This is a genomic window from Cedecea sp. (genome assembly GCF_036500665.1).
Lineage (GTDB): Bacteria > Pseudomonadota > Gammaproteobacteria > Enterobacterales > Enterobacteriaceae > Cedecea.
Window position 1 is genome coordinate 61,880 of the sequence record NZ_DASYBS010000106.1, and the last position, 19,660, is coordinate 81,539.

At 52.4% G+C, this 19,660-nt stretch carries 11 protein-coding genes and 2 pseudogenes; 9 read left to right on the forward strand and 4 right to left on the reverse strand.

Annotated features, from left to right (window positions below; all coding sequences use genetic code 11):
• Window positions 1-44 precede the first annotated feature (44 nt).
• The 5 genes from ygeW (at window position 45) to arcC (ending at window position 6,170) form a co-directional block, all read left to right on the forward strand.
• On the forward strand, window positions 45-1,232 hold the full coding sequence (gene ygeW, locus VGM55_RS17740; protein ID WP_154187714.1) for a knotted carbamoyltransferase YgeW: 1,188 nt from the start codon (window positions 45-47) through the stop codon (window positions 1,230-1,232).
• A 59-nt stretch (window positions 1,233-1,291) separates the two neighbouring features.
• Entirely contained in the window at window positions 1,292-2,497 is a 1,206-nt protein-coding gene (dpaL, locus tag VGM55_RS17745; protein WP_154187715.1) for a diaminopropionate ammonia-lyase, read from the forward strand.
• 66 nt (window positions 2,498-2,563) lie between these two features.
• Complete coding sequence (locus VGM55_RS17750; protein WP_154187716.1) at window positions 2,564-3,775, forward strand: YgeY family selenium metabolism-linked hydrolase; 1,212 nt, start codon at window positions 2,564-2,566, stop codon at window positions 3,773-3,775.
• 49 nt (window positions 3,776-3,824) lie between these two features.
• A complete protein-coding gene (hydA, locus tag VGM55_RS17755) occupies window positions 3,825-5,225 on the forward strand; it encodes a dihydropyrimidinase (protein ID WP_331636177.1) in 1,401 nt (466 codons plus the stop codon).
• Window positions 5,226-5,237: 12 nt separating this feature from the next.
• Window positions 5,238-6,170, forward strand: a complete 933-nt coding sequence (arcC, locus tag VGM55_RS17760) for a carbamate kinase (protein WP_154187718.1) — start codon at window positions 5,238-5,240, stop codon at window positions 6,168-6,170.
• 155 nt (window positions 6,171-6,325) lie between these two features.
• On the opposite strand, the pseudogene VGM55_RS17765 reads toward arcC, so the two are convergent.
• A pseudogene (locus VGM55_RS17765) lies at window positions 6,326-7,105 on the reverse strand (XdhC family protein); the annotation flags it as partial.
• Between the two features lie 535 nt (window positions 7,106-7,640).
• Between VGM55_RS17765 and ygfK the strand changes: the two are divergent.
• Window positions 7,641-10,737: pseudogene (gene ygfK / locus VGM55_RS17770) on the forward strand (putative selenate reductase subunit YgfK).
• Window positions 10,734-12,068 (forward strand): putative aminohydrolase SsnA, encoded by a 1,335-nt coding sequence (gene ssnA / locus VGM55_RS17775; protein WP_154187721.1) that lies wholly within the window; start codon window positions 10,734-10,736, stop codon window positions 12,066-12,068. The pseudogene ygfK and the gene ssnA overlap by 4 nt, the downstream one beginning before the upstream one ends.
• 206 nt (window positions 12,069-12,274) lie before the next feature.
• Here ssnA and VGM55_RS17780 read toward each other — a convergent pair whose 3' ends face one another.
• Together VGM55_RS17780 and ygfT are read right to left on the reverse strand one after the other, a co-directional pair.
• The gene (locus VGM55_RS17780) at window positions 12,275-12,751 is read right to left on the reverse strand and encodes a 4Fe-4S dicluster domain-containing protein (RefSeq protein ID WP_154187722.1); all 477 of its coding nucleotides are present in this window, start codon (window positions 12,749-12,751) and stop codon (window positions 12,275-12,277) included.
• The gene (ygfT, locus tag VGM55_RS17785) at window positions 12,748-14,688 is read right to left on the reverse strand and encodes a formate-dependent uric acid utilization protein YgfT (RefSeq protein WP_331636178.1); all 1,941 of its coding nucleotides are present in this window, start codon (window positions 14,686-14,688) and stop codon (window positions 12,748-12,750) included. Before ygfT ends, VGM55_RS17780 begins: the two co-directional genes overlap by 4 nt.
• A 516-nt stretch (window positions 14,689-15,204) precedes the next feature.
• Between ygfT and VGM55_RS17790 the strand changes: the two genes are divergently transcribed.
• Window positions 15,205-16,677 (forward strand): nucleobase:cation symporter-2 family protein, encoded by a 1,473-nt coding sequence (locus VGM55_RS17790; protein WP_331636179.1) that lies wholly within the window; start codon window positions 15,205-15,207, stop codon window positions 16,675-16,677.
• A 142-nt stretch (window positions 16,678-16,819) separates the two neighbouring features.
• On the forward strand, window positions 16,820-18,967 hold the full coding sequence (fdhF, locus tag VGM55_RS17795) for a formate dehydrogenase subunit alpha (protein WP_154187725.1): 2,148 nt from the start codon (window positions 16,820-16,822) through the stop codon (window positions 18,965-18,967).
• A 48-nt stretch (window positions 18,968-19,015) separates the two neighbouring features.
• Here fdhF and VGM55_RS17800 read toward each other — a convergent pair whose 3' ends face one another.
• On the reverse strand, window positions 19,016-19,597 hold the full coding sequence (locus tag VGM55_RS17800) for an NTP transferase domain-containing protein (RefSeq protein WP_331636180.1): 582 nt from the start codon (window positions 19,595-19,597) through the stop codon (window positions 19,016-19,018).
• Between the last annotated feature and the right edge of the window lie 63 nt (window positions 19,598-19,660).

Below are 19,660 nucleotides of genomic sequence, written 5' to 3' on the forward strand. Positions count from 1 at the left end.
GCACAGCAATCATTAAGCCCGTTGTTCACGACCAGGACCTAAAAATGAAAACTGTTAACGACTTAATCCAGGATATCAATAAATATGACTCTCACCTCCACGAGAAAGATTTTTTACTGACGTGGGAGCAAACGCCCGATGAGCTAAAGCAAGTGCTGGATGTCGCGGCCTCACTTAAAACGCTACGGTCAGAAAATATCGCCACAAAAGTATTTAACAGTGGGTTAGGTATTTCGGTTTTTCGCGACAACTCTACCCGTACCCGTTTTTCCTATGCTTCAGCGCTGAATTTACTTGGCCTCACCCAGCAGGATCTTGATGAAGGAAAGTCGCAAATTGCCCACGGAGAAACGGTACGCGAAACCGCCAATATGATCTCTTTTTGTGCCGACGCCATAGGTATCAGGGATGACATGTTTTTGGGAGCCGGTAATGCCTATATGCGGGAGGTGGGAGAAGCGCTGGACGACGGGCATAGACAGGGCGTATTACCGCAGCGACCCGCGCTCATCAATCTGCAGTGTGACATTGATCATCCAACACAATGTATGGCCGACCTCGCATGGCTACGTGAACACTTCGGCTCGCTGGAAAATCTGAAAGGCAAGAAAATTGCAATGACATGGGCATACTCACCCAGCTATGGCAAACCGCTTTCGGTACCACAAGGCATTGTGGGGCTTATGACGCGCTTCGGGATGGAGGTTACCCTGGCGCATCCGGAAGGTTATGACCTGATCCCGGACGTCATTGAAGTGGCCAGACGTAACGCAGCGGCTTCCGGCGGGAGTTTCCGTCAGGTCACTGATATGGCTGAGGCTTTTAAGGATGCCGATATCGTTTACCCGAAATCATGGGCACCTTACAAAGTGATGGAAAAACGCACTGAACTCCTGCGCGCTAACGACCATGAAGGACTGAAAACGCTGGAAAAAGCGTGTCTTGCACAAAACGCTGGTCATAAAGACTGGCACTGCACTGAAGAGATGATGAAAAAAACCCGCAATGGGGAAGCTTTGTATATGCACTGCCTGCCTGCGGACATCACGGGCGTGTCATGTGAAGAAGGTGAAGTCACCGAGGCCGTGTTCGAGAAATACCGCATCGCCACCTACAAAGAGGCAAGCTGGAAGCCTTATATCATCGCCGCCATGATCCTGTGCCGCAAATTTACTCAACCGGGGCTGCTACTCAAGCAGCTCCTGAGCGAAGCGCAAAAACGCGTCAGGTAATCCATTCTGGCTGGCAAAGGCCATCCATGCCGCTTAGTCATTAAAACTAAGGATCGAGTATGTCTGCTTTCACATTGAAAATGGCTATTGCAGAAAACCGCTATTTTACCGGGCAAACCTCATCACTATTCTCCCGGCAACACGCGCAACAGGCGAGACAGTTCCATCAAAAAATAGTCGGCTATAAACCTACGCCGCTCTATGCGCTTGATGAGCTGGCCTCGCTATTCGGCGTACACAAAATTTTAGTGAAGGACGAGTCGCAACGCTTCGGGCTTAATGCATTCAAAATGCTGGGCGGCGTCTACGCCATCGCTCAGCTATTGTGCGAAAAGTACCATCTGGCCATCGAGGAGCTCTCATTAGAGGCTTTAAAATCAAGCATTACCGATAAAATGATCTTCACGACAACCACAGACGGCAACCACGGTCGCGGCATCGCCTGGGCGGCTCAACAGCTGGGCCAACATGCCGTTATCTATATGCCTAAAGGCTCCTCTCAGGAACGCGTCGATGCCATCCTCCGCCTGGGGGCAGAATGTATCGTTACCGAAATGAACTACGACGACACGGTACGTTTCACCCTGCAAACCGCAGAGCACAACGGCTGGGAAGTTGTGCAAGACACGGCCTGGGAAGGCTATACCAAAATCCCAACCTGGATCATGCAGGGCTACGCCACCCTTGCCGACGAAGCCGTCGAGCAAATGTCTTCGATGTGCCTCACACGCCCAACCCACGTACTCCTGCAGGCAGGCGTAGGCGCAATGGCCGGTGGCGTACTCGGCTATCTTGCCGACGTTTACGGCGCCGACAACCTGCATGCAGTCATCGTTGAACCGGAACGGGCAGATTGCCTCTATCGTTCTGGTATTAAAGGCGAAATGGTTAATGTTGGCGGAACCATGGAGACCATTATGGCGGGTCTGGCATGCGGCGAACCCAACCCACTTGGCTGGGAAATTCTGCGTAACTGCGCCAGTCAGTTTGTGTCCTGTGAAGATCGCGTTGCCGCTTTGGGGATGCGCGTATCGGGCAATCCTCTTGGTAAAGATCCTCGAATCATTTCAGGAGAATCCGGCGCCGTCGGTCTGGGACTGCTTGCCGCGATACATTTCCATCCTCAACGTGAAGCGCTGATGCAAAAACTCAAGCTGAACTGCGATTCAGTGGTGCTGGTCATCAGCACCGAAGGCGATACCGACGTGAAGCATTATCGCGAAGTCGTCTGGGAAGGCAAACACCCAGTCTCTTGTGCAAAGTAAACAGGACGACAAATTTCACTCTCTTCCCCGCCGCGCGGGAAATATCAAGGACCGGAGAAATAATCCATGGCTAAGCAAATTCCCTTCAAATTAATTGTTGAAAAAGCAAACTATTACCAGAAGGACATGACCCGCTTCCTGCGGGATATGATCGCCATTCCCAGCGAAAGCTGTGATGAAAAACGTGTTGTGTATCGTATTAAAGAGGAGATGGAAAAAGTCGGCTTCGATAAGGTCGAAATCGACCCTATGGGTAACGTTCTCGGCTACATTGGCCACGGCCCTCGTCTGGTCGCGATGGACGCGCATATTGATACCGTAGGCATCGGCAACATCAAGAACTGGACCTTCGATCCGTACCAGGGAATGGAAACTGACGAGCTGATCGGCGGACGGGGAACGTCTGACCAGGAAGGGGGGATGGCCTCGATGGTTTATGCTGGCAAAATTATCAAAGACCTTGGCCTGGAGGATGAATACACCCTGCTGGTCACCGGCACCGTACAGGAGGAAGATTGTGACGGCCTGTGCTGGCAATACATTATTGAACAGTCCGGTATTCGCCCTGAATTCGTGGTCAGTACAGAGCCAACGGATTGCCAAATCTATCGTGGCCATCGAGGTCGTATGGAAATCCGAGTGGAAGTGCAGGGCGTTAGCTGCCATGGTTCCGCTCCGGAGCGAGGGGACAACGCTATCTTCAAAATGGGCCCGATCCTCAACGAACTGGAACAACTTTCCCATCATCTTGGAAATGATGAATTTCTCGGCAAGGGAACGCTAACCGTCTCCGAAATCTTCTTCACCTCACCCAGCCGCTGTGCCGTAGCGGATAGCTGCGCCGTTTCCATCGATCGCCGCCTCACCTGGGGTGAAACCTGGGAAGGTGCGCTGGAAGAGATTAACGCTCTGCCTGCGGTCAAAAATGCCGGTGCGGTAGTCTCTATGTACCACTACGACCGCCCTTCCTGGACCGGTCTGGCCTACCCAACTGAATGTTACTTTCCTACCTGGAAAGTTGAAGAGGATCACTTCACCGTCCGCGCCCTGAGTACCGCGTATGAGGGGCTATTTGGTAAAGCACCGGTGGTGGATAAATGGACGTTCTCAACGAATGGTGTCTCCATTATGGGCCGCCATGGAATTCCAGTTATCGGCTTCGGACCGGGTAAAGAGCCTGAAGCGCATGCGCCAAATGAGAAGACCTGGAAATCCCATCTGGTGACCTGTGCAGCCCTGTATGCAGCTATTCCACTGAGCTGGCTGGCTACAGAATAATCGTTAGCGATCGCCCTGCCGCGGTCTGCGGCGGGGTCTGGGGTTATCTATGCGCGTACTGATTAAAAACGGCCTCATCGTCAATGCTGACGGACAGGCGAAGCAGGACCTTCTTATTGAAGACGGGCTGGTTAAGTGCCTGGCCGACACCCTCGAAGTCGAGCCCCCCTGCGAGACTATTGACGCCAGCGGCTGCTACGTAATGCCCGGCGGCGTCGACGTTCACACGCATTTCAATATTGATACCGGCATCGCCCGCAGCTGCGACGATTTTTTCACTGGCACCCGTGCCGCAGCCTGCGGAGGAACCACGACGATTGTTGACCATATGGGATTTGGCCCACCGGGCTGCAGTCTGCACCATCAATTAGCGGTATATCATGACTATGCCGCCTATAAGGCAGTGATAGACTACAGCTTTCATGGCGTGATTCAGCACGTTAATCACACCGTTCTCGATGACATCCCGCGAATGGTTGAAGCCGGGATCAGCAGCTTCAAGCTTTACCTGACTTACCAGTACAAGCTTAACGATGATGAATTACTGAGAGTCATGCGCCACCTCCACAGCGCCGGGGCGCTCACGACGGTGCATCCGGAAAATGACGCGGCAATTGCCCAAAAGCGGGCCGGGTTTATTAGCGCCGGGAAAACAGCCCCTCGATACCATGCCTTAAGTCGTCCGCTGGAGTGCGAGGCAGAAGCCATCGCACGCACGATCAATCTGGCCCAGTTGGCCGGTAACGCGCCGCTGTATATTGTGCATCTCTCAAATGGCCTGGGACTGGATTATTTGCGCCTTGCGCGGGCCAGACGCCAGCCAGTGTGGGTTGAAACCTGCCCGCAATATCTGTTGCTCGACGATCGCTGCTACGAACGTGAGGATGCCCTGAAGTTCATACTCAGCCCGCCACTACGAAACACCAGCAACAACGATGATTTGTGGTGCGGTGTGGTTGACGGATCAATTGACACCATCGCTACCGATCATTGTGCTTTCTCGATGACTCAGCGCCAACAGCTCTCCGGCGGTGATTTCAGCCGCTGCCCAAACGGTCTGCCCGGCGTTGAAAACCGCCTACTTCTGCTGTTCTCCCACGGTGTGATGACAGGGCGCATTTCTACGCAACGCTTCGTGGCGCTGACCAGCGCTAACCCTGCAAAACTGTTTGGCCTTTGGCCGCAAAAAGGGCTGCTGGCACCCGGATCCGATGCCGACATTGTGATTATCGATCCTAAGCGTACAACAACCATTCACCACGCGGCGCTTCACGACAATGCCGACTATTCACCCTGGGAAGGATTTATTTGTCAGGGAGCCCTACGTCAGACGTTCGCGCGCGGCCGGTTGATTTTTGATAACGGCACCTTTACCGGAAGCGCGGGACAAGGGCGTTTCCTGCGCCGAAATCCTTTTAACGCTGCTCACGCCAGCGGAACAGAATCTTAAACAGAGGTATCTATGTCTAAAAAAATTGTTCTTGCCCTCGGGGGGAATGCGCTCGGTGAAGATCTTGCCGGGCAAATGCAGGCCGTAAAACAGACCTCAGAAGCCATCGTCGATTTAATCGCTCAGGGTCATCAGGTCGTCGTCACTCACGGCAACGGTCCACAGGTGGGTATGATCAACCTTGCGTTTGAAGCAGCCGCCAGAACCGAAGCGCATACTCCGATGCTCCCAATGTCAGTATGCGTAGCGCTCAGCCAGGGCTATATTGGCTACGATTTACAAAATGCTCTGCGCGAAGCATTACTCTCACGAAATCTGGACATTCCGGTAGCAACGCTGATTACACAGGTGGAAGTGAATGCTAACGATGAAGCGTTCCTCACCCCCACCAAGCCGATAGGATCATTTTTCAGCCGGGAAGACGCCGAGAAGCTGACACGTCAGGGCTATATCATGAAGGAAGATGCCGGACGCGGCTATCGACGGGTTGTTGCTTCGCCTAAACCCGTCGACATCATTGAAAAAGAAACGGTAAAAACCATGATGAATGCCTGCCACGTGGTGATAACCGTTGGCGGCGGCGGCATTCCAGTGATCCGCGAAGGCGACCACCTGCGTGGGGCTAGCGCGGTCATTGATAAGGACTGGGCTAGCGCAAAGCTGGCAGAGATGATCGACGCAGATATGCTGATTATTCTTACCGCAGTAGAAAAGGTCGCCATTAATTTCGGCAAACCCGACGAACAGTGGCTGGACATGCTCTCATTACGTGATGCTGAACGCTTTATCGCAGAAGGACATTTTGCCAAAGGCTCTATGCTGCCAAAAGTAGAAGCCGCAGCCTCGTTTGCCCGTTCACGTCCTGGCCGTCAGGCGCTAATTACTGTGTTAAATAAGGCCAGAGAAGGGATAGAAGGAAAAACAGGAACCCTTATCACTCAATAAGCCGAGTCATCCACGCCACTCTCACAATAAGGGAACAGTGGCCAGGCCGTTTGCCGGGCGTACCCCAAACCGCCCGGTACCGAACGCTGTTACGCACCACTCATCTCTTCCTTACCGCTCTTCTCTTCTTGCCATCGCAGGTCTTGCTCCTGCGCCAGCATCAATCCTCCGGGAGCCTTATTCTTAACCTGAAGGAGCTCGGCCAATACGCTGACAGCTATCTCATTTGGCGTCTCAGCACCAATGTTATATCCCACCGGCGCGCGCAGACGGGATATCTCGGATTCCGAAACACCGCTCTCGCGCATCTGGCGTAAAAATGTCTGTACCTTGCGGCGGCTGGCAAGCAACCCTAACCACGCGACGGGCTGCGAGATCAACAGGTCCAGCGCCTCTCTGTCCTGATTATTCGTCGCTATCAGCACGAAGTCATCCTGACGCAGGGCAATATTATCAACGACGGCAGAAAACGTTGGCGCATGCATCAAGTGTACTGCCGGCGGGAAATAATCAGATTCGAGGCTTTCGAGATAAATATCGCCGACAATCACCTCAAAGTTCAGCAGCATAGCGCCGTGAGCGATGGTGCGATTAACATGACCGGCCCCCATTAATACAAGCCGAGGACGTAGGCCATGTACGCTTATATAAACGGACATTGCGCCTCCGCAGTCTGAACCAACCGCATCACTGCCGCCTCGTGCCATTCGCCCATGAAATACTCTCGATGTTTTTTCATGGAGCGCCTCAAGCGCCTCAGCAATCACTTTACGTTCAACCATACCTCCGCCGATGGTGCCAACAATAGAACCATCATCACGAATTAACATTTGCGCTGAATGCCTGGGCGTTGATCCCCTGCTGTCGATTATCTGCGCCAGCGCAAAAGGACGGTTCTGATTTTCCAGCTTTGCCGCTTCGGTAAAAATATTCATAGCCACCTCATGGATCTTTCTGAGTTCTAATGCCTTTTCGCCGGAGCCCTTTTAGACAGCGGCATCGCCTTCAGCCCTGTATTTGGCACCAACATCACCTGTTCACGTTATGCAAGGTTCATGCAGTGTTTATGTTGATCATTCCAAACCGTGAACTCCGTCATCCTTAACGAAAAATGCAGAGAGATATAATACGTTGGCTGGCAGCTGCCGCATCCAGAACCCATTAATCTCTCCAATTTTTAAACTTGATATAAAAATATGCTCCATTGACGCTGGCATAATTATCAATGTGATATAAAAATGATATTTTTGATAAAGACAGGCAAAACGTAAAATTGAGTGATTTTAATTCTCACTAACCCTTCGTGATGAATCCACAAACCGCCAATGACTTTAGACATACTTCACATATTTATTCTCTGCCCCTCTTTGATTTGAATACCTGGTGTGATTGTTGCTCATTTTCACTGTCCGTCGGAATTATCACTAAACCGGCAATGTCGAGCTAATAAATATGTCTAAGGAGAGGGTTATGGGAGATATTATGCGCCCCATCCCGTTTGAGGGACTTTTAACGCGCATTTTTGATGAATATCAAAGTCAACACTCTATTTTTGGTATTCCTGTCCAACAATTCTATTTACCGCAAGCCCAACGCCAGGTAAGCGTATTTGGTGAAAACTGTGCGACCCCAATGGGCCCCGCTGCCGGGCCACACACGCAGTTGGCGCAAAACATTATCACGGCCTGGCTTACCGGCGGTCGCTTTATTGAGTTAAAGACCGTCCAAATCCTTGACCGACTGGAACTTGATAAACCCTGTATTGATGCCGAAGATGAGTGCTTTAATACCGAGTGGTCGACCGAATTCACGCTCCAAAAAGCCTGGGATGAATACCTGAAAGCCTGGTTTATTCTCCATCTTCTGGAGGAGGTTTTCCCGCTAACGCCGGATAAGAGCGGCAAGTCGTTTATTTTCAATATGAGCGTCGGCTACAACCTCGATGGCATCAAGCAACCCCCGATGCAGGAATTCATCGACAGTATGCTTAATGCTTCCAGTCATCCTAAATTCCGGCAATATCGTGAGGTGTTGAACAGCTGGCTTCAAGATGAAGCCTTCCTCGCAAGGCTTCCACAAGCCATTCACCGCTCGCCGTTGGCCACGCTGGCCGATCGGATCCCATCACGGCTGGTACAGGGCGTCACCCTCTCCACGATGCACGGCTGCCCACCGGATGAAATCGAATCCATCTGTCGCTATATGCTTGAGGAAAAAAACCTTAATACCTTCGTTAAGCTCAACCCGACGCTATTGGGTTATCCACGCGTCCGTGAAATTCTCGATACCTGCGGCTTTGACTATATTGACCTTAGCGAAGAGTCCTTCGAGCACGACCTCAACATCGATCGGGCGCTGGGCATGCTGAAACGCCTGATGGCGCTGGCAGCTGAACGTAAACTCGGCTTTGGCGTCAAACTGACCAACACGCTTGGTACTATCAATCACAAAGGTGCGCTGACGGGGAATGAAATGTATATGTCCGGCCGCGCGCTGTTCCCACTGTCAATAAATGTCGCGGCGCTGTTATCACGCGAATTTGGCGGCAAACTGCCGGTCTCTTACTCCGGCGGAGCGAGCCAGCTCAATATCCGTGAGATTTTTGAGACCGGTATTCGTCCTATCACTATGGCGACCGACCTGCTCAAGCCCGGGGGCTATCTGCGGCTGAGCGAATGCATGCGCGAGCTGGAAAATAGTGACGGATGGGAAATGGCCCAGATAGATGTGACCCGGCTGAACGCTTTGGCGGATAAAGCGGTGAACATGGACTATACCCAGAAGCAATGGAAACCGGAAGATCGTATTGATGTCGCAGCCCCCCTTCCAATGACCGACTGCTACGTAGCCCCTTGCGTAACCGCCTGCGCCATAAAACAGGATATCCCGGAATACATACGTCTGCTGGGGGAACATCGCTACGCCGACGCGTTGGAGCTTATCTATCAGCGTAATGCCCTGCCGGCTATCACCGGTCATATCTGTGACCACCAGTGCCAATATAACTGCACTCGTCTGGACTACGACAGTGCGCTTAATATTCGTGAACTGAAAAAGGTTGCCGTGGAAAAAGGCTGGAAGGAATATCAGCGGCGTTGGCACAAGCCGGCAGACTCAGGCTCCTTGCATCCTGTGGCAGTCATAGGCGCAGGCCCTGCAGGACTGGCTGCGGGGTACTTCCTCGCCAGAGCTGGTCACCCGGTTACACTGTTTGAGCGCGAGGCCAACGCCGGCGGCGTCGTCCGAAACATTATTCCGCAGTTCCGCATCCCCGGTGAGCTTATCCAACACGATATCGACTTCGTGGTAGATCACGGCGTAAAAATCATCTACGGCTGCGATCCGCAGCTAACCGTTGAAAAACTGCAGCAGCAGGGTTTTCACTACGTACTGGTCGGTACACAAAAATAGCGGCGTGAAGCTGAAAGGCGATAACCAAAACATTCGCAAATCACTCGAGTTCCTTCGCGAATTTAACCGCGGTGATGTGCTTCAGCCCGGTAAACACGTTGCCGTTATTGGGGCTGGCAACACCGCAATGGACTGTGCCCGGGCGGCACGACGAATACCTGGGGTGGAAAACGTGACGGTTATCTATCGCCGATCGCTGCAGGAAATGCCAGCCTGGCGTGAAGAGTATGAAGAGGCATTACACGCTGGCGTTGAGTTCCAGTGGTTAAGTAACCCGGAGCAGTTCACTGCCGATGGCACGCTAACTATTCGCGCCATGAAACTCGGTGAAGCCGATGAAAAAGGACGTCGTCGGCCCGTTGAAACAGGTGAAACCCGCACGATACATGTCGATACGCTGATCGCCGCCATCGGCGAACAACAGGACAGTGAAGCGCTTACGGCAATGGGTATACCAATGGACGAGCAAGGATGGCCGGAGGTCAACCCGGACGGTGAAACCCGCAAAGCAGGCGTCTTCCTCATTGGCGACGTTCAGCGCGGCCCCTCTTCAATTGTTTCTGCTATTGGCAACGCTCGTCGCGCGACGGACGTCATTTTGGCCCGAGAGAACATCGCCACTCACCATGGGAATAAACGCTGGAATAACGTCGATCCAGCGGAAATCTATCGCCGAAAAGGGACAATTGCTATCGCCGTGGCAGATAAAGACGATCTCGATACCTTCGTGGCCCAGGAAGCCAGCCGCTGTCTGGAATGTAATTACGTTTGCAGCAAATGCGTCGATGTTTGCCCCAACCGCGCCAACGTCTCTATTGCGGTTCCCGGCTTCAAGAACCGCTACCAGACGCTACACCTTGACGCCTATTGCAACGAATGTGGCAACTGCGCTCAGTTCTGCCCGTGGCGCGGCAGGCCCTACAAAGACAAAATTACCGTCTTCAGCCTTGAGCAAGACTTTATCAACAGCAGCAATCCCGGATTTTATGTTGACCTCAATCACGTGCACATTCGGCAGCACAATCAAACCTGGCAGCTCAATATAAACAGCAGCGGTCAGTTCAACCACGTTCCGCCACAGCTGGAGGCAATGTGCCGCATTATCGGGCATATCCACCAGCATCATCGCTCTTTGCTGGGAGGAGTGGAAGTATGAATATCCTGATACTGAAGAACGTAACGGCTGCGCAGCTTCATCCAGCTAAGGTATGGCAAAACGTTGATATCGCTATTGAGAATGACGTAATCCTCGACATGGGTTCGTCGCTTTCTCAACGCTATCCGCAGGCGCAAACTAAAGAGATGTACGGTCGGCTAATCATGCCCGGCATGGTGTGCTCCCATAATCATTTCTATTCCGGCCTGTCGCGAGGAATTCAGGCTAATATCGCACCTTGCCCGGATTTTATCTCAACGCTCAAAAATCTATGGTGGCGACTCGACCGGGCACTGGATGAGGAGTCGCTCTACTACAGCGGCCTGATCTGTGCGCTGGAAGCGGTACGCAGTGGCTGCACCTCCGTTATCGATCACCACGCCTCTCCTGGTTATATTGCTGGTTCATTAAGCCAGTTGCGCAAGGCTTTTCTTAAAGTAGGTCTGCGTGGCATGACCTGTTTCGAAACAACCGATCGCAACGCGGATCTGTCAGAGCTTCATGCTGGCGTCGAGGAGAATATCCGCTTTGCCAATGAGATTGATACAGCCCGGCAAAAAGGGGTGGAGCCTTATCTTGTTGAAGCGCATATCGGTGCACATGCCCCGTTTACGCTGCCCAATGATGGATTAAAGATGTTAAGCGAAGCGCTGAAGGCAACCGGGCGCGGCCTGCACATTCATGCCGCAGAAGACAGCTACGACGTCTCTCATAGTCATCATCGCTACGGTAAAGACGTGCTTGTTCGGCTGGCTGAATTCGATCTGATTAACCGTAAATCGCTGATTGCTCACGGCCTTTATCTTTCCGATACCGATGTAGAGATACTTAACAGCAGAGACGGCTTCCTGGTACACAACGCCCGTTCAAACATGAACAATCACGTCGGTTATCATCATCGTTTGCCACAGATCCGTAATCTCGCGTTGGGCACCGATGGCATCGGCTCGGATATGTTTGAAGAGATGAAGTTTGCCTTCTTCAAGCACCGTGATGCCGGCGGGCCATTATGGCCGGATAGCTTTGCCCGCGCGCTAAGCAACGGTAATGAATTGCTTAGCCGCAACTTTGGCGCCAGCTTTGGCCGCCTGGAGGCTGGCTGTAAAGCAGACCTCACCATCTGCGACTATCTGCCGCCAACCCCGCTGGTGGCTGAGAATATCGCGGGCCATATTGCGTTCGGCCTGGGTTCCGGCAGCGTACACAGCGTGATGGTTAACGGCGTGATGATCTATGAAGACAGGCAGTTTAGTTTTGACTGTAAGCCAATATTTGCCGAAGCACAGAAAGTGGCGAAAAAAGTGTGGGAACGCATGGATTTCCTGAAGTGATTTTATCCAATGCGTGAAGAGTAAGCCCGGCTTTTTCGCCGGGCTTCAGATTGATGACAGACGCCCGAAAACGTGGTTTTCGGGCGTTTGGGGCAAACAAGAGAACACTATTCATTGTTTTTATTATACCGAAGTTCAGGCTTTTTAAGGTCAATGAACTTTGTCGGCGGGCTCAAGCCCGGCTTTTTGTTAATAAAAACAGAGGATCAGAGTGTCAACAGATTAGCTGTAGCGATATTGCGCTGCTTCTGAAGCGCTTCCAGTTCCTGCCCGGTCATTTTTCTTAATGCTGAAGTGGGGCAGACATCCACACATGCGGGGCCACGCTCACGTGTCCCACACAAATCGCACTTTATGATAGCAGGAGCCTTACGGGCCTCTACCTCAATTGATATTGCACCAAACGGGCAGGCGACAACACAGCTCTGGCAGCCTATACAGAGCCCTGCTTGCGCCTCCACTCGTTCAGTACCAAAGGTTAATGCTCCGGTTGGGCATGCCCCTATGCAGGGCGCATTCTCACACTGATGACACATAACCGGGACGCTGACGTCGCTCAAACGCATGACCTTAAGCCGGGGATAAAATTCTTCCCCTTCAGAAATATGCTCCAACGCGCAGGCAATTTCACAGGTGCGGCAGCCAATACAGGCCTGCGCACTGGCGACAATAAAACTGGTCATAGGCTTCTCCCGCGATTAAACCGTTCTAACATGTCACGCGCGGCCTGATGCCCGGCCGCCATGGCGGTCACCACCAAATCTGCACCAGTAACAGCATCCCCTCCGGCAAAAACCTTATCATTACTGGTCTGCGTCTTCGCCCGACCTTGCCCCCCTGTGACTATCTGCCCCCAGCGATCCAGCTTAATACCGTGCCCTTTCAGCCACGGCATTTCATGGGCCTGAAAACCGAATGCCATTATCAACACGTCGGCTGGCAGCTCAAATGCCGAACCGGCTACCGGCTGCGGGCGGCGGCGCCCATCAGCGCCAGGAGCGCCCATTTCGGTGCGAATCATCCCCACTGCGTTTACCATGCCTTTGCGGTTAAGCTGGATAGCCTGCGGCTGGACGTTGAATTGAAACTCAACCCCCTCCTCCCGGGCATTTACCACCTCTTTCTTCGACCCCGGCATGCTTAGCTCATCGCGACGATAGGCGCAGGTTACGCTGGCGGCTCCCCGCCGTATGGCAGTGCGCAGACAGTCCATAGCGGTGTCCCCCCCGCCTAAGACCACCACTCGCTTTCCTTTAATCTCCGTCAGCGGGTAGTCGACCGTTTCCTCAAGCCCCATGACCTCACGGGTGCTGGCGATCAGGAACGGCAACGCCTGGATTACGCCAGGCGCCTCTTCGCCTTCGAGCCCGGCAGACATCAAACCATAGGTTCCCACACCGAGAAAAATGGCATCATAGTTTGCAGCCAGATCGTCGAAAGTAATGTCACGCCCCACCTCCTGATGAAGATGAAAGTGAATACCCATCTCGCTGAAGATTTCACGGCGCACGGCAAGAATATTTTTCTCCAGCTTGAAGGGGGGAATACCGAAGGTTAACAAGCCACCGATCTCTGGATGACGATCGAACACATCCACCTGAACCCCGGCGCGGGAAAGCATATCGGCACATCCAAGCCCCGCAGGCCCGGCCCCAACAACCGCAACCTTCTCCTGACGCGGCAAGTTTTTACGCCTGCCGGGCCGCCATCCCATCGCCAGCGCGGTATCGGTGATGTAACGCTCAAGATTACCGATAGCGACCGCTCCCCCCGCGTTTTTAATCGTACAGGCACCTTCACAGAGCCTGTCCTGCGGGCAAACACGTCCGCAAATTTCCGGTAAGGAACTCGTCTGATGGCACAGTTCGGCAGCCTCAACAATATTTCCCTCACTGGCCAGGCGAAGAAAATCGGGAATAGCGTTATGCAGCGGGCACGTCCAGTTGCACCACGCTTTTTGAGCACAATAAAGACAGCGCTCACTCTCGTAGCCGGCACCCTGCTCACTCAGGGGCTGATAAATCTCGGAAAACTGTGTTTTCCGCAGGCTGGAGTCAACCTTTTTAGCGCCAATCCGCGGCGGCTTATCAAATGCATCCTGTCGCCGCACGCCACGCGAGGCATCAAGCGGCTGACCAAGGGCGGAGCGGGTCTGTCGAGCGTTGCGCAGTTGATTAACTTCCTTTTCGTCCATCAGACGCAGTGCTTTGGTAGGACAGCTCGCTACACAGGCTGGCTTGCCAGAAGGATGCTCGCGACAAAGGTCGCACTTCTGCGCCAGCTGCGGGCCATCCTCGTCGCTGGCTACCATTTCAATCGCGCCAAACGGGCAGGCAACCACACAATTTTTACAACCAATACAGTCTTCCTGGCGCAACTGCACGCTGTCATTAGCGAATGATAATGCCCGGGTGGGGCAAGCGCTCACGCAGGGGGCGTCATTACAGTGACGGCAGGTGGTAGCGTTGCTTGCGTGGCGGTGAAAGATCACGTGAATACGAGGAAGAAAGTCAGTACGCCGTAGCGGCCAACTGTCCCGATGATGTGAGGTGACGCAGGCAACCTCACAGGCATGACATCCGATGCAATTCGCCGCATCAGCAACAATAAAATTATTCATTGGCTACCCTTATTCTTCTTTAGCTCACAACATATTGCGATGCAATATTCAGGCGAAGTTTTTCATTTTATTTTTTCGGGAATCATTTTTGCGAGTCATCTCAAAAAATACCAACATATCAACCTGAACTAAAAATAAAGCCGCACACGTTATCCCGTATCACCAAAAAAGGGACAATGCATTTACTCAATCTGATAAAGGCACCGTTCATCTCTCATACCAAAATGAGAGAAAATTTATCTCAATGTGATATCTATGATCTTTATCAACCGAAAGAATGAATTCATTGCTTCAGTCCCAGGTAAATATGTTCGATGGCTCGTGATTTGTTTCACAAATATCTCATTCAAAAACGAAGACGCTTATTTTTGGCATAGCTTACGCATACTCCACTCCGTGCGCGCAGTTCCGCTGATGGCAACATCAGCCCAGGGAGGCAACAGCCTTCGAATCGTAACCTCTGCTTTTTTAAAGCAACCCCCAACAAGCAGAGGTCGTACAGGAGACAGCAACTTCATGAAAGATATTGCCATTTCAGCCTCACAAGGCACCTCATCAACCCCTCCGGTGGATGAAATATTGCCGATAAGCCAAATGTTTCTCTATGGCTTGCAGCACGTCCTGGTGATGTACGCCGGGGCGGTTGCCGTACCGCTGGTGGTAGGGAGTGCGGTAGGACTACCACCAGAGCATATTATTTTGTTAATCAGCGCCGATCTGTTCATTTGCGGAGCAGCAACCATCGTGCAATCCCTGGGTGTGGGCAAGTGGATCGGGTGCAGGCTGCCCTTGATCCAGGGGTGCACTTTCGCCGCGCTGATTCCCATGGTGCTTATCGGTAAGGAGTACGGCCTTGGCGGTATCTCAGGAGCCGTCATCATTTCAGGCATTTTCATTCTTTTCTGCGCCCCCTGGATTAGCCGACTCATTCGTTTTTTCCCTAAAGTCGTGATGGGAGGCATCGTTACGCTTATCGGTCTGTCAATTATGCCCGTGGCTGGCGGCTGGATTGGCGGCGGCTCCAGCGAAATGAGCAAATTTGGGGAATTGTTTTCATTACTGATGGCTGCTATCACTTTGGTCATCATTCTCAACATCTACACGTTCGCTTCCGGCGTCATAAAAAATACCTCTGTATTGATAGGCTTAATCGTCGGCACAGGTCTCTGGAGCCTATTCAGGCCACTCGACTTTAACCTGGTCCACGCGACTCCGTGGCTCCATTTGCCCCAAATCACGCTATTTGCTTCCCCGGAATTTCACATCATTCCCATCGCCCTGCTATCGATGGTGATGGTGGTTGTAATGGTTGAAACCATGTCTTCAATGATGGCTACCGGCGATATCGTCGGAAAGAAAGTCGATGCCAAAATGCTGCGGAACGGCCTTAACACCTGTGGCCTGGCAACGCTAATTTGCGGCTGCTTCAATCTGTTTCCCTATGCCGCCTTCGCACAAAATGTCGGTCTGATTGGTCTTACCGGTGTGCGCAGTCGCTTTGTGGTTTCTGTGTCCGGCGTAATCCTGATTTTGATGGGGGTGTTTTCAAAAATGGCGGCACTGGTGGTTCTGATCCCTAAACCTGTGCTGGGCGGTGCCGGAATTGTAATGTTTGGCATGGTGGCCGTTTCAGGCATCCGAACTCTGGGGCAAGTCAATTATCGAAACAATAACAACGGCATGGTCGTCGCTTTAACCTTAGGACTGGGGATGATGCCGGTACTGGTCCCCAATTTGTTCACCCAATTTCCGCAAATGGTGCAGCTGTTCCTGCATAGCGGCATCACTATCGGGACGTTGACCGCTATCGTCGCAAACCTGACGCTCAACGGCAGTGTTCCTTTCCGAATCTCCCATGAAGAACCCGTACCCGATCCCTTGCCCTCCAACTCTGCGGCACGAAATGTGGCCGTCAGAACGGTCAGGATGTGGTTGTTATTACGCAAGGTTCAAAGAGAAAAACAGAGTAGCGAGACGCTGGAGGAATAGTGGTCATCCGACTCATTGTGGCGCTTCTGATGCTGGGGCTGCTGGCATTGCCCACCGTACAACAGGCTATATCACTCGGCATTAATGGCCGGTTTAGTTATGAACTCTTTTTTTGACACTCAATTTTGAACGGGAACAAAGTATGAAAAAAGTGACCACCGTGTGCCCGTATTGTGCCTCCGGCTGCAAAATGCAGCTGGTGGTGGAAAAAGGCAAAATCGTTCGTGCGGAAGCGGCGATGGGGAAAAATAACCAGGGGACTTTGTGCCTGAAAGGCTATTACGGATGGGATTTCCTTAACGATCCTCAGATTCTTACTCCGCGTTTGAAAACGCCGATGATACGGCGTCAACGCGGAGGAAACCTGGAGGCAGTGACCTGGGAAGAGGCATTAAATTATGTCGCAACGCGCCTGAATGCCATCAAAGATAGCTATGGCCCGGATGCCATCCAGACCACGGGTTCCTCGCGAGGAACCGGTAATGAAACTAACTACATCATGCAGAAATTTGCGCGTGCCGTTATTGGTACCAATAACGTTGACTGCTGCGCACGCGTTTGACACGGCCCTTCGGTTGCAGGTCTGCACCAGTCGGTCGGTAACGGCGCCATGAGTAATGCAATCACCGAGATAGATAACACCGATCTGGTCTTTATTTTCGGCTACAACCCGGCAGATTCACACCCTATTGTGGCGAACCATATTCTTAACGCTAAACGTAATGGCGCTAAAATTATCGTCTGCGACCCGCGGAAAATTGAAACCGCGCGTATTGCGGATATGCATATTGCGCTAAAAAACGGCTCGAATATCGCCCTGTTGAATGCCTTAGGGCACGTTATCATCCAGGAAGAGCTTTACGATACGTCGTTCGTCGCCGGCCGCTCTGAAGGATTTGAGGAGTACCGTTCGATCGTTGCGGGCTATACGCCAGAATCAGTCGAGGAAATAACCGGCATCAGCGCGAAGCGAATACGCGAATGCGCGCGCATGTATGCCAACGCCAGTACCGCGATGATTTTGTGGGGCATGGGCGTTACCCAGTTCTGGCAGGGAGTGGAAACGGTACGCGCACTGACAAGTCTTGCAATATTGACCGGTAATCTGGGGAAACCCAACGTCGGCGTCAATCCGGTTCGCGGGCAAAACAACGTGCAAGGTGCCTGCGATATGGGAGCCCTGCCGGATACTTATCCAGGTTATCAATACGTGAATTCGGTCGAAAATCGTGAGAAGTTTGCAAAAGCATGGGGAGTCGACAGCTTGCCCGATCGTGCTGGCTTCCGTATCAGCGAACTGCCGCACCGCGTAGCGAACGGTGAAGTGCGCGCAGCCTACATTATGGGTGAAGACCCATTGCAAACTGATGCTGAACTGTCCGCCGTGCGTAAGGCATTTGACGGCCTTGAGCTGCTCATCGTGCAGGATATTTTTATGACGAAAACGGCGGCGGCGGCGGACGTCATCCTGCCGTCAACGTCATGGGGCGAACACGAAGGCGTTTATACCGCGGCAGATAGAGGTTTCCAGCGCTTCTTTAAAGCGGTAGAACCCTTGTGGGATCTGAAAACCGACTGGCAAATTATCTGTGAGATAGCAACCCGGATGGGTTATCCAATGCGCTATGACAACACCCAACAAATCTGGGACGAACTTCGTCACCTGTGTCCAAATTTTTATGGTGCAACCTATGAAAAAATCGGCGAGTTTGGTTACATCCAGTGGCCATGCACCGAGGAGTCGGATGCCGACCAGGGAACCTCATGGCTGTTTAAAGAATCATTCTCTACGCCAGACGGCCTGGCCCGATTCTTCACCTGCGACTGGCAGGCTCCCATCGAGAAGCTCAGCGATGAATATCCAATGGTGCTGTCAACGGTTCGTGAAGTGGGCCATTACTCATGCCGCTCGATGACCGGCAACTGCGCGGCACTGTCAAAACTTGCTGATGAGCCCGGATACGCGCAGATCAACACCATCGATGCAAAGCGTCTCGGTATAAAAGATGAGGAGTTAGTCTGGGTTAAGTCCCGTAAAGGGCGAGTCATCACCCGGGCGAAGGTCAGCGAACGCCCCAACCCCGGTGCGATTTACATGACTTATCAGTGGTGGATTGGCGCATGTAACGAGCTGGTGACTGAAAACCTAAGTCCTGTAACCAAAACGCCGGAATATAAATACAGCGCAGTAAGTATAGAGAGAATTACCGATCAACAGGCCGCTGAACAGTATGTTATTGACGAATATAATACGTTGAAAGAAAGATTGCGTGAAAGCGCCGTCGGTTAAACTAAATCGCCCCGGTATAACTTGCTTTACCGGGGCAACCCCACGTACTCAGAGCCTGCCCGCCAGTTGAGCATACTGCTCTGGTGTATCAATGTCCCAATGTATCCCCTGTTCGGTCACGGAGATAATGCTTGTCTGCAGCTCTTTGATAACGTCCTTTAGCGTTGAACCTTCGGTCGCTCGCTGGATGACGTCGATGGCGCCGCGGGGCAACAAGATCGGATGCCCTTTTCCCAAATTGTATCGCGGAATAATACAGCTATGCTCATCGGTACATGACCACAGCGCCCGGTAGACATCGATTCCCACCTCCGGCATGTCACCCAACGCCAGGAAAAATCTCCGGCCCTGAACCGCCGCGCAGCCACGCTGAACGGATGAAAACATGCCGTCGTGATAATCAGGATTGAAGAGGATCTCTATTGCAGGATGATTCTCATAATACGCTGCCAGCTCGTCACTCCGGTGGCCCGTTACCAGCACCACGCGATCGCAAAAGGATAAAGCACTGGACAGCGCACTATCCAGAATCGTCCCTGCTCCCCACGGCATCATCATTTTCCACTTTCCCATGCGGCTGGAGAGCCCTGCTGCCAGCATGACGCACTCTTTCTGTTCCCGTTGATTCATCAGACGATCTCCGACAGAGCACACTATAACGCCCCGTCATTGACAACGGCGGCGTTGCTTTTT

What these genes read in the sequence shown, in the direction of transcription:
- ygeW (WP_154187714.1), top strand. Translation starts at nt 45, where the DNA reads ATGAAAACTGTTAACGACTTAATCCAGGATATCAATAAATATGACTCT.
- dpaL (WP_154187715.1), top strand. Translation starts at nt 1,292, where the DNA reads ATGTCTGCTTTCACATTGAAAATGGCTATTGCAGAAAACCGCTATTTT.
- VGM55_RS17750 (WP_154187716.1), top strand. Translation starts at nt 2,564, where the DNA reads ATGGCTAAGCAAATTCCCTTCAAATTAATTGTTGAAAAAGCAAACTAT.
- hydA (WP_331636177.1), top strand. Translation starts at nt 3,825, where the DNA reads ATGCGCGTACTGATTAAAAACGGCCTCATCGTCAATGCTGACGGACAG.
- arcC (WP_154187718.1), top strand. Translation starts at nt 5,238, where the DNA reads ATGTCTAAAAAAATTGTTCTTGCCCTCGGGGGGAATGCGCTCGGTGAA.
- ssnA (WP_154187721.1), top strand. Translation starts at nt 10,734, where the DNA reads ATGAATATCCTGATACTGAAGAACGTAACGGCTGCGCAGCTTCATCCA.
- VGM55_RS17780 (WP_154187722.1), bottom strand. Translation starts at nt 12,751, where the DNA reads ATGACCAGTTTTATTGTCGCCAGTGCGCAGGCCTGTATTGGCTGCCGC.
- ygfT (WP_331636178.1), bottom strand. Translation starts at nt 14,688, where the DNA reads ATGAATAATTTTATTGTTGCTGATGCGGCGAATTGCATCGGATGTCAT.
- VGM55_RS17790 (WP_331636179.1), top strand. Translation starts at nt 15,205, where the DNA reads ATGAAAGATATTGCCATTTCAGCCTCACAAGGCACCTCATCAACCCCT.
- VGM55_RS17800 (WP_331636180.1), bottom strand. Translation starts at nt 19,597, where the DNA reads ATGAATCAACGGGAACAGAAAGAGTGCGTCATGCTGGCAGCAGGGCTC.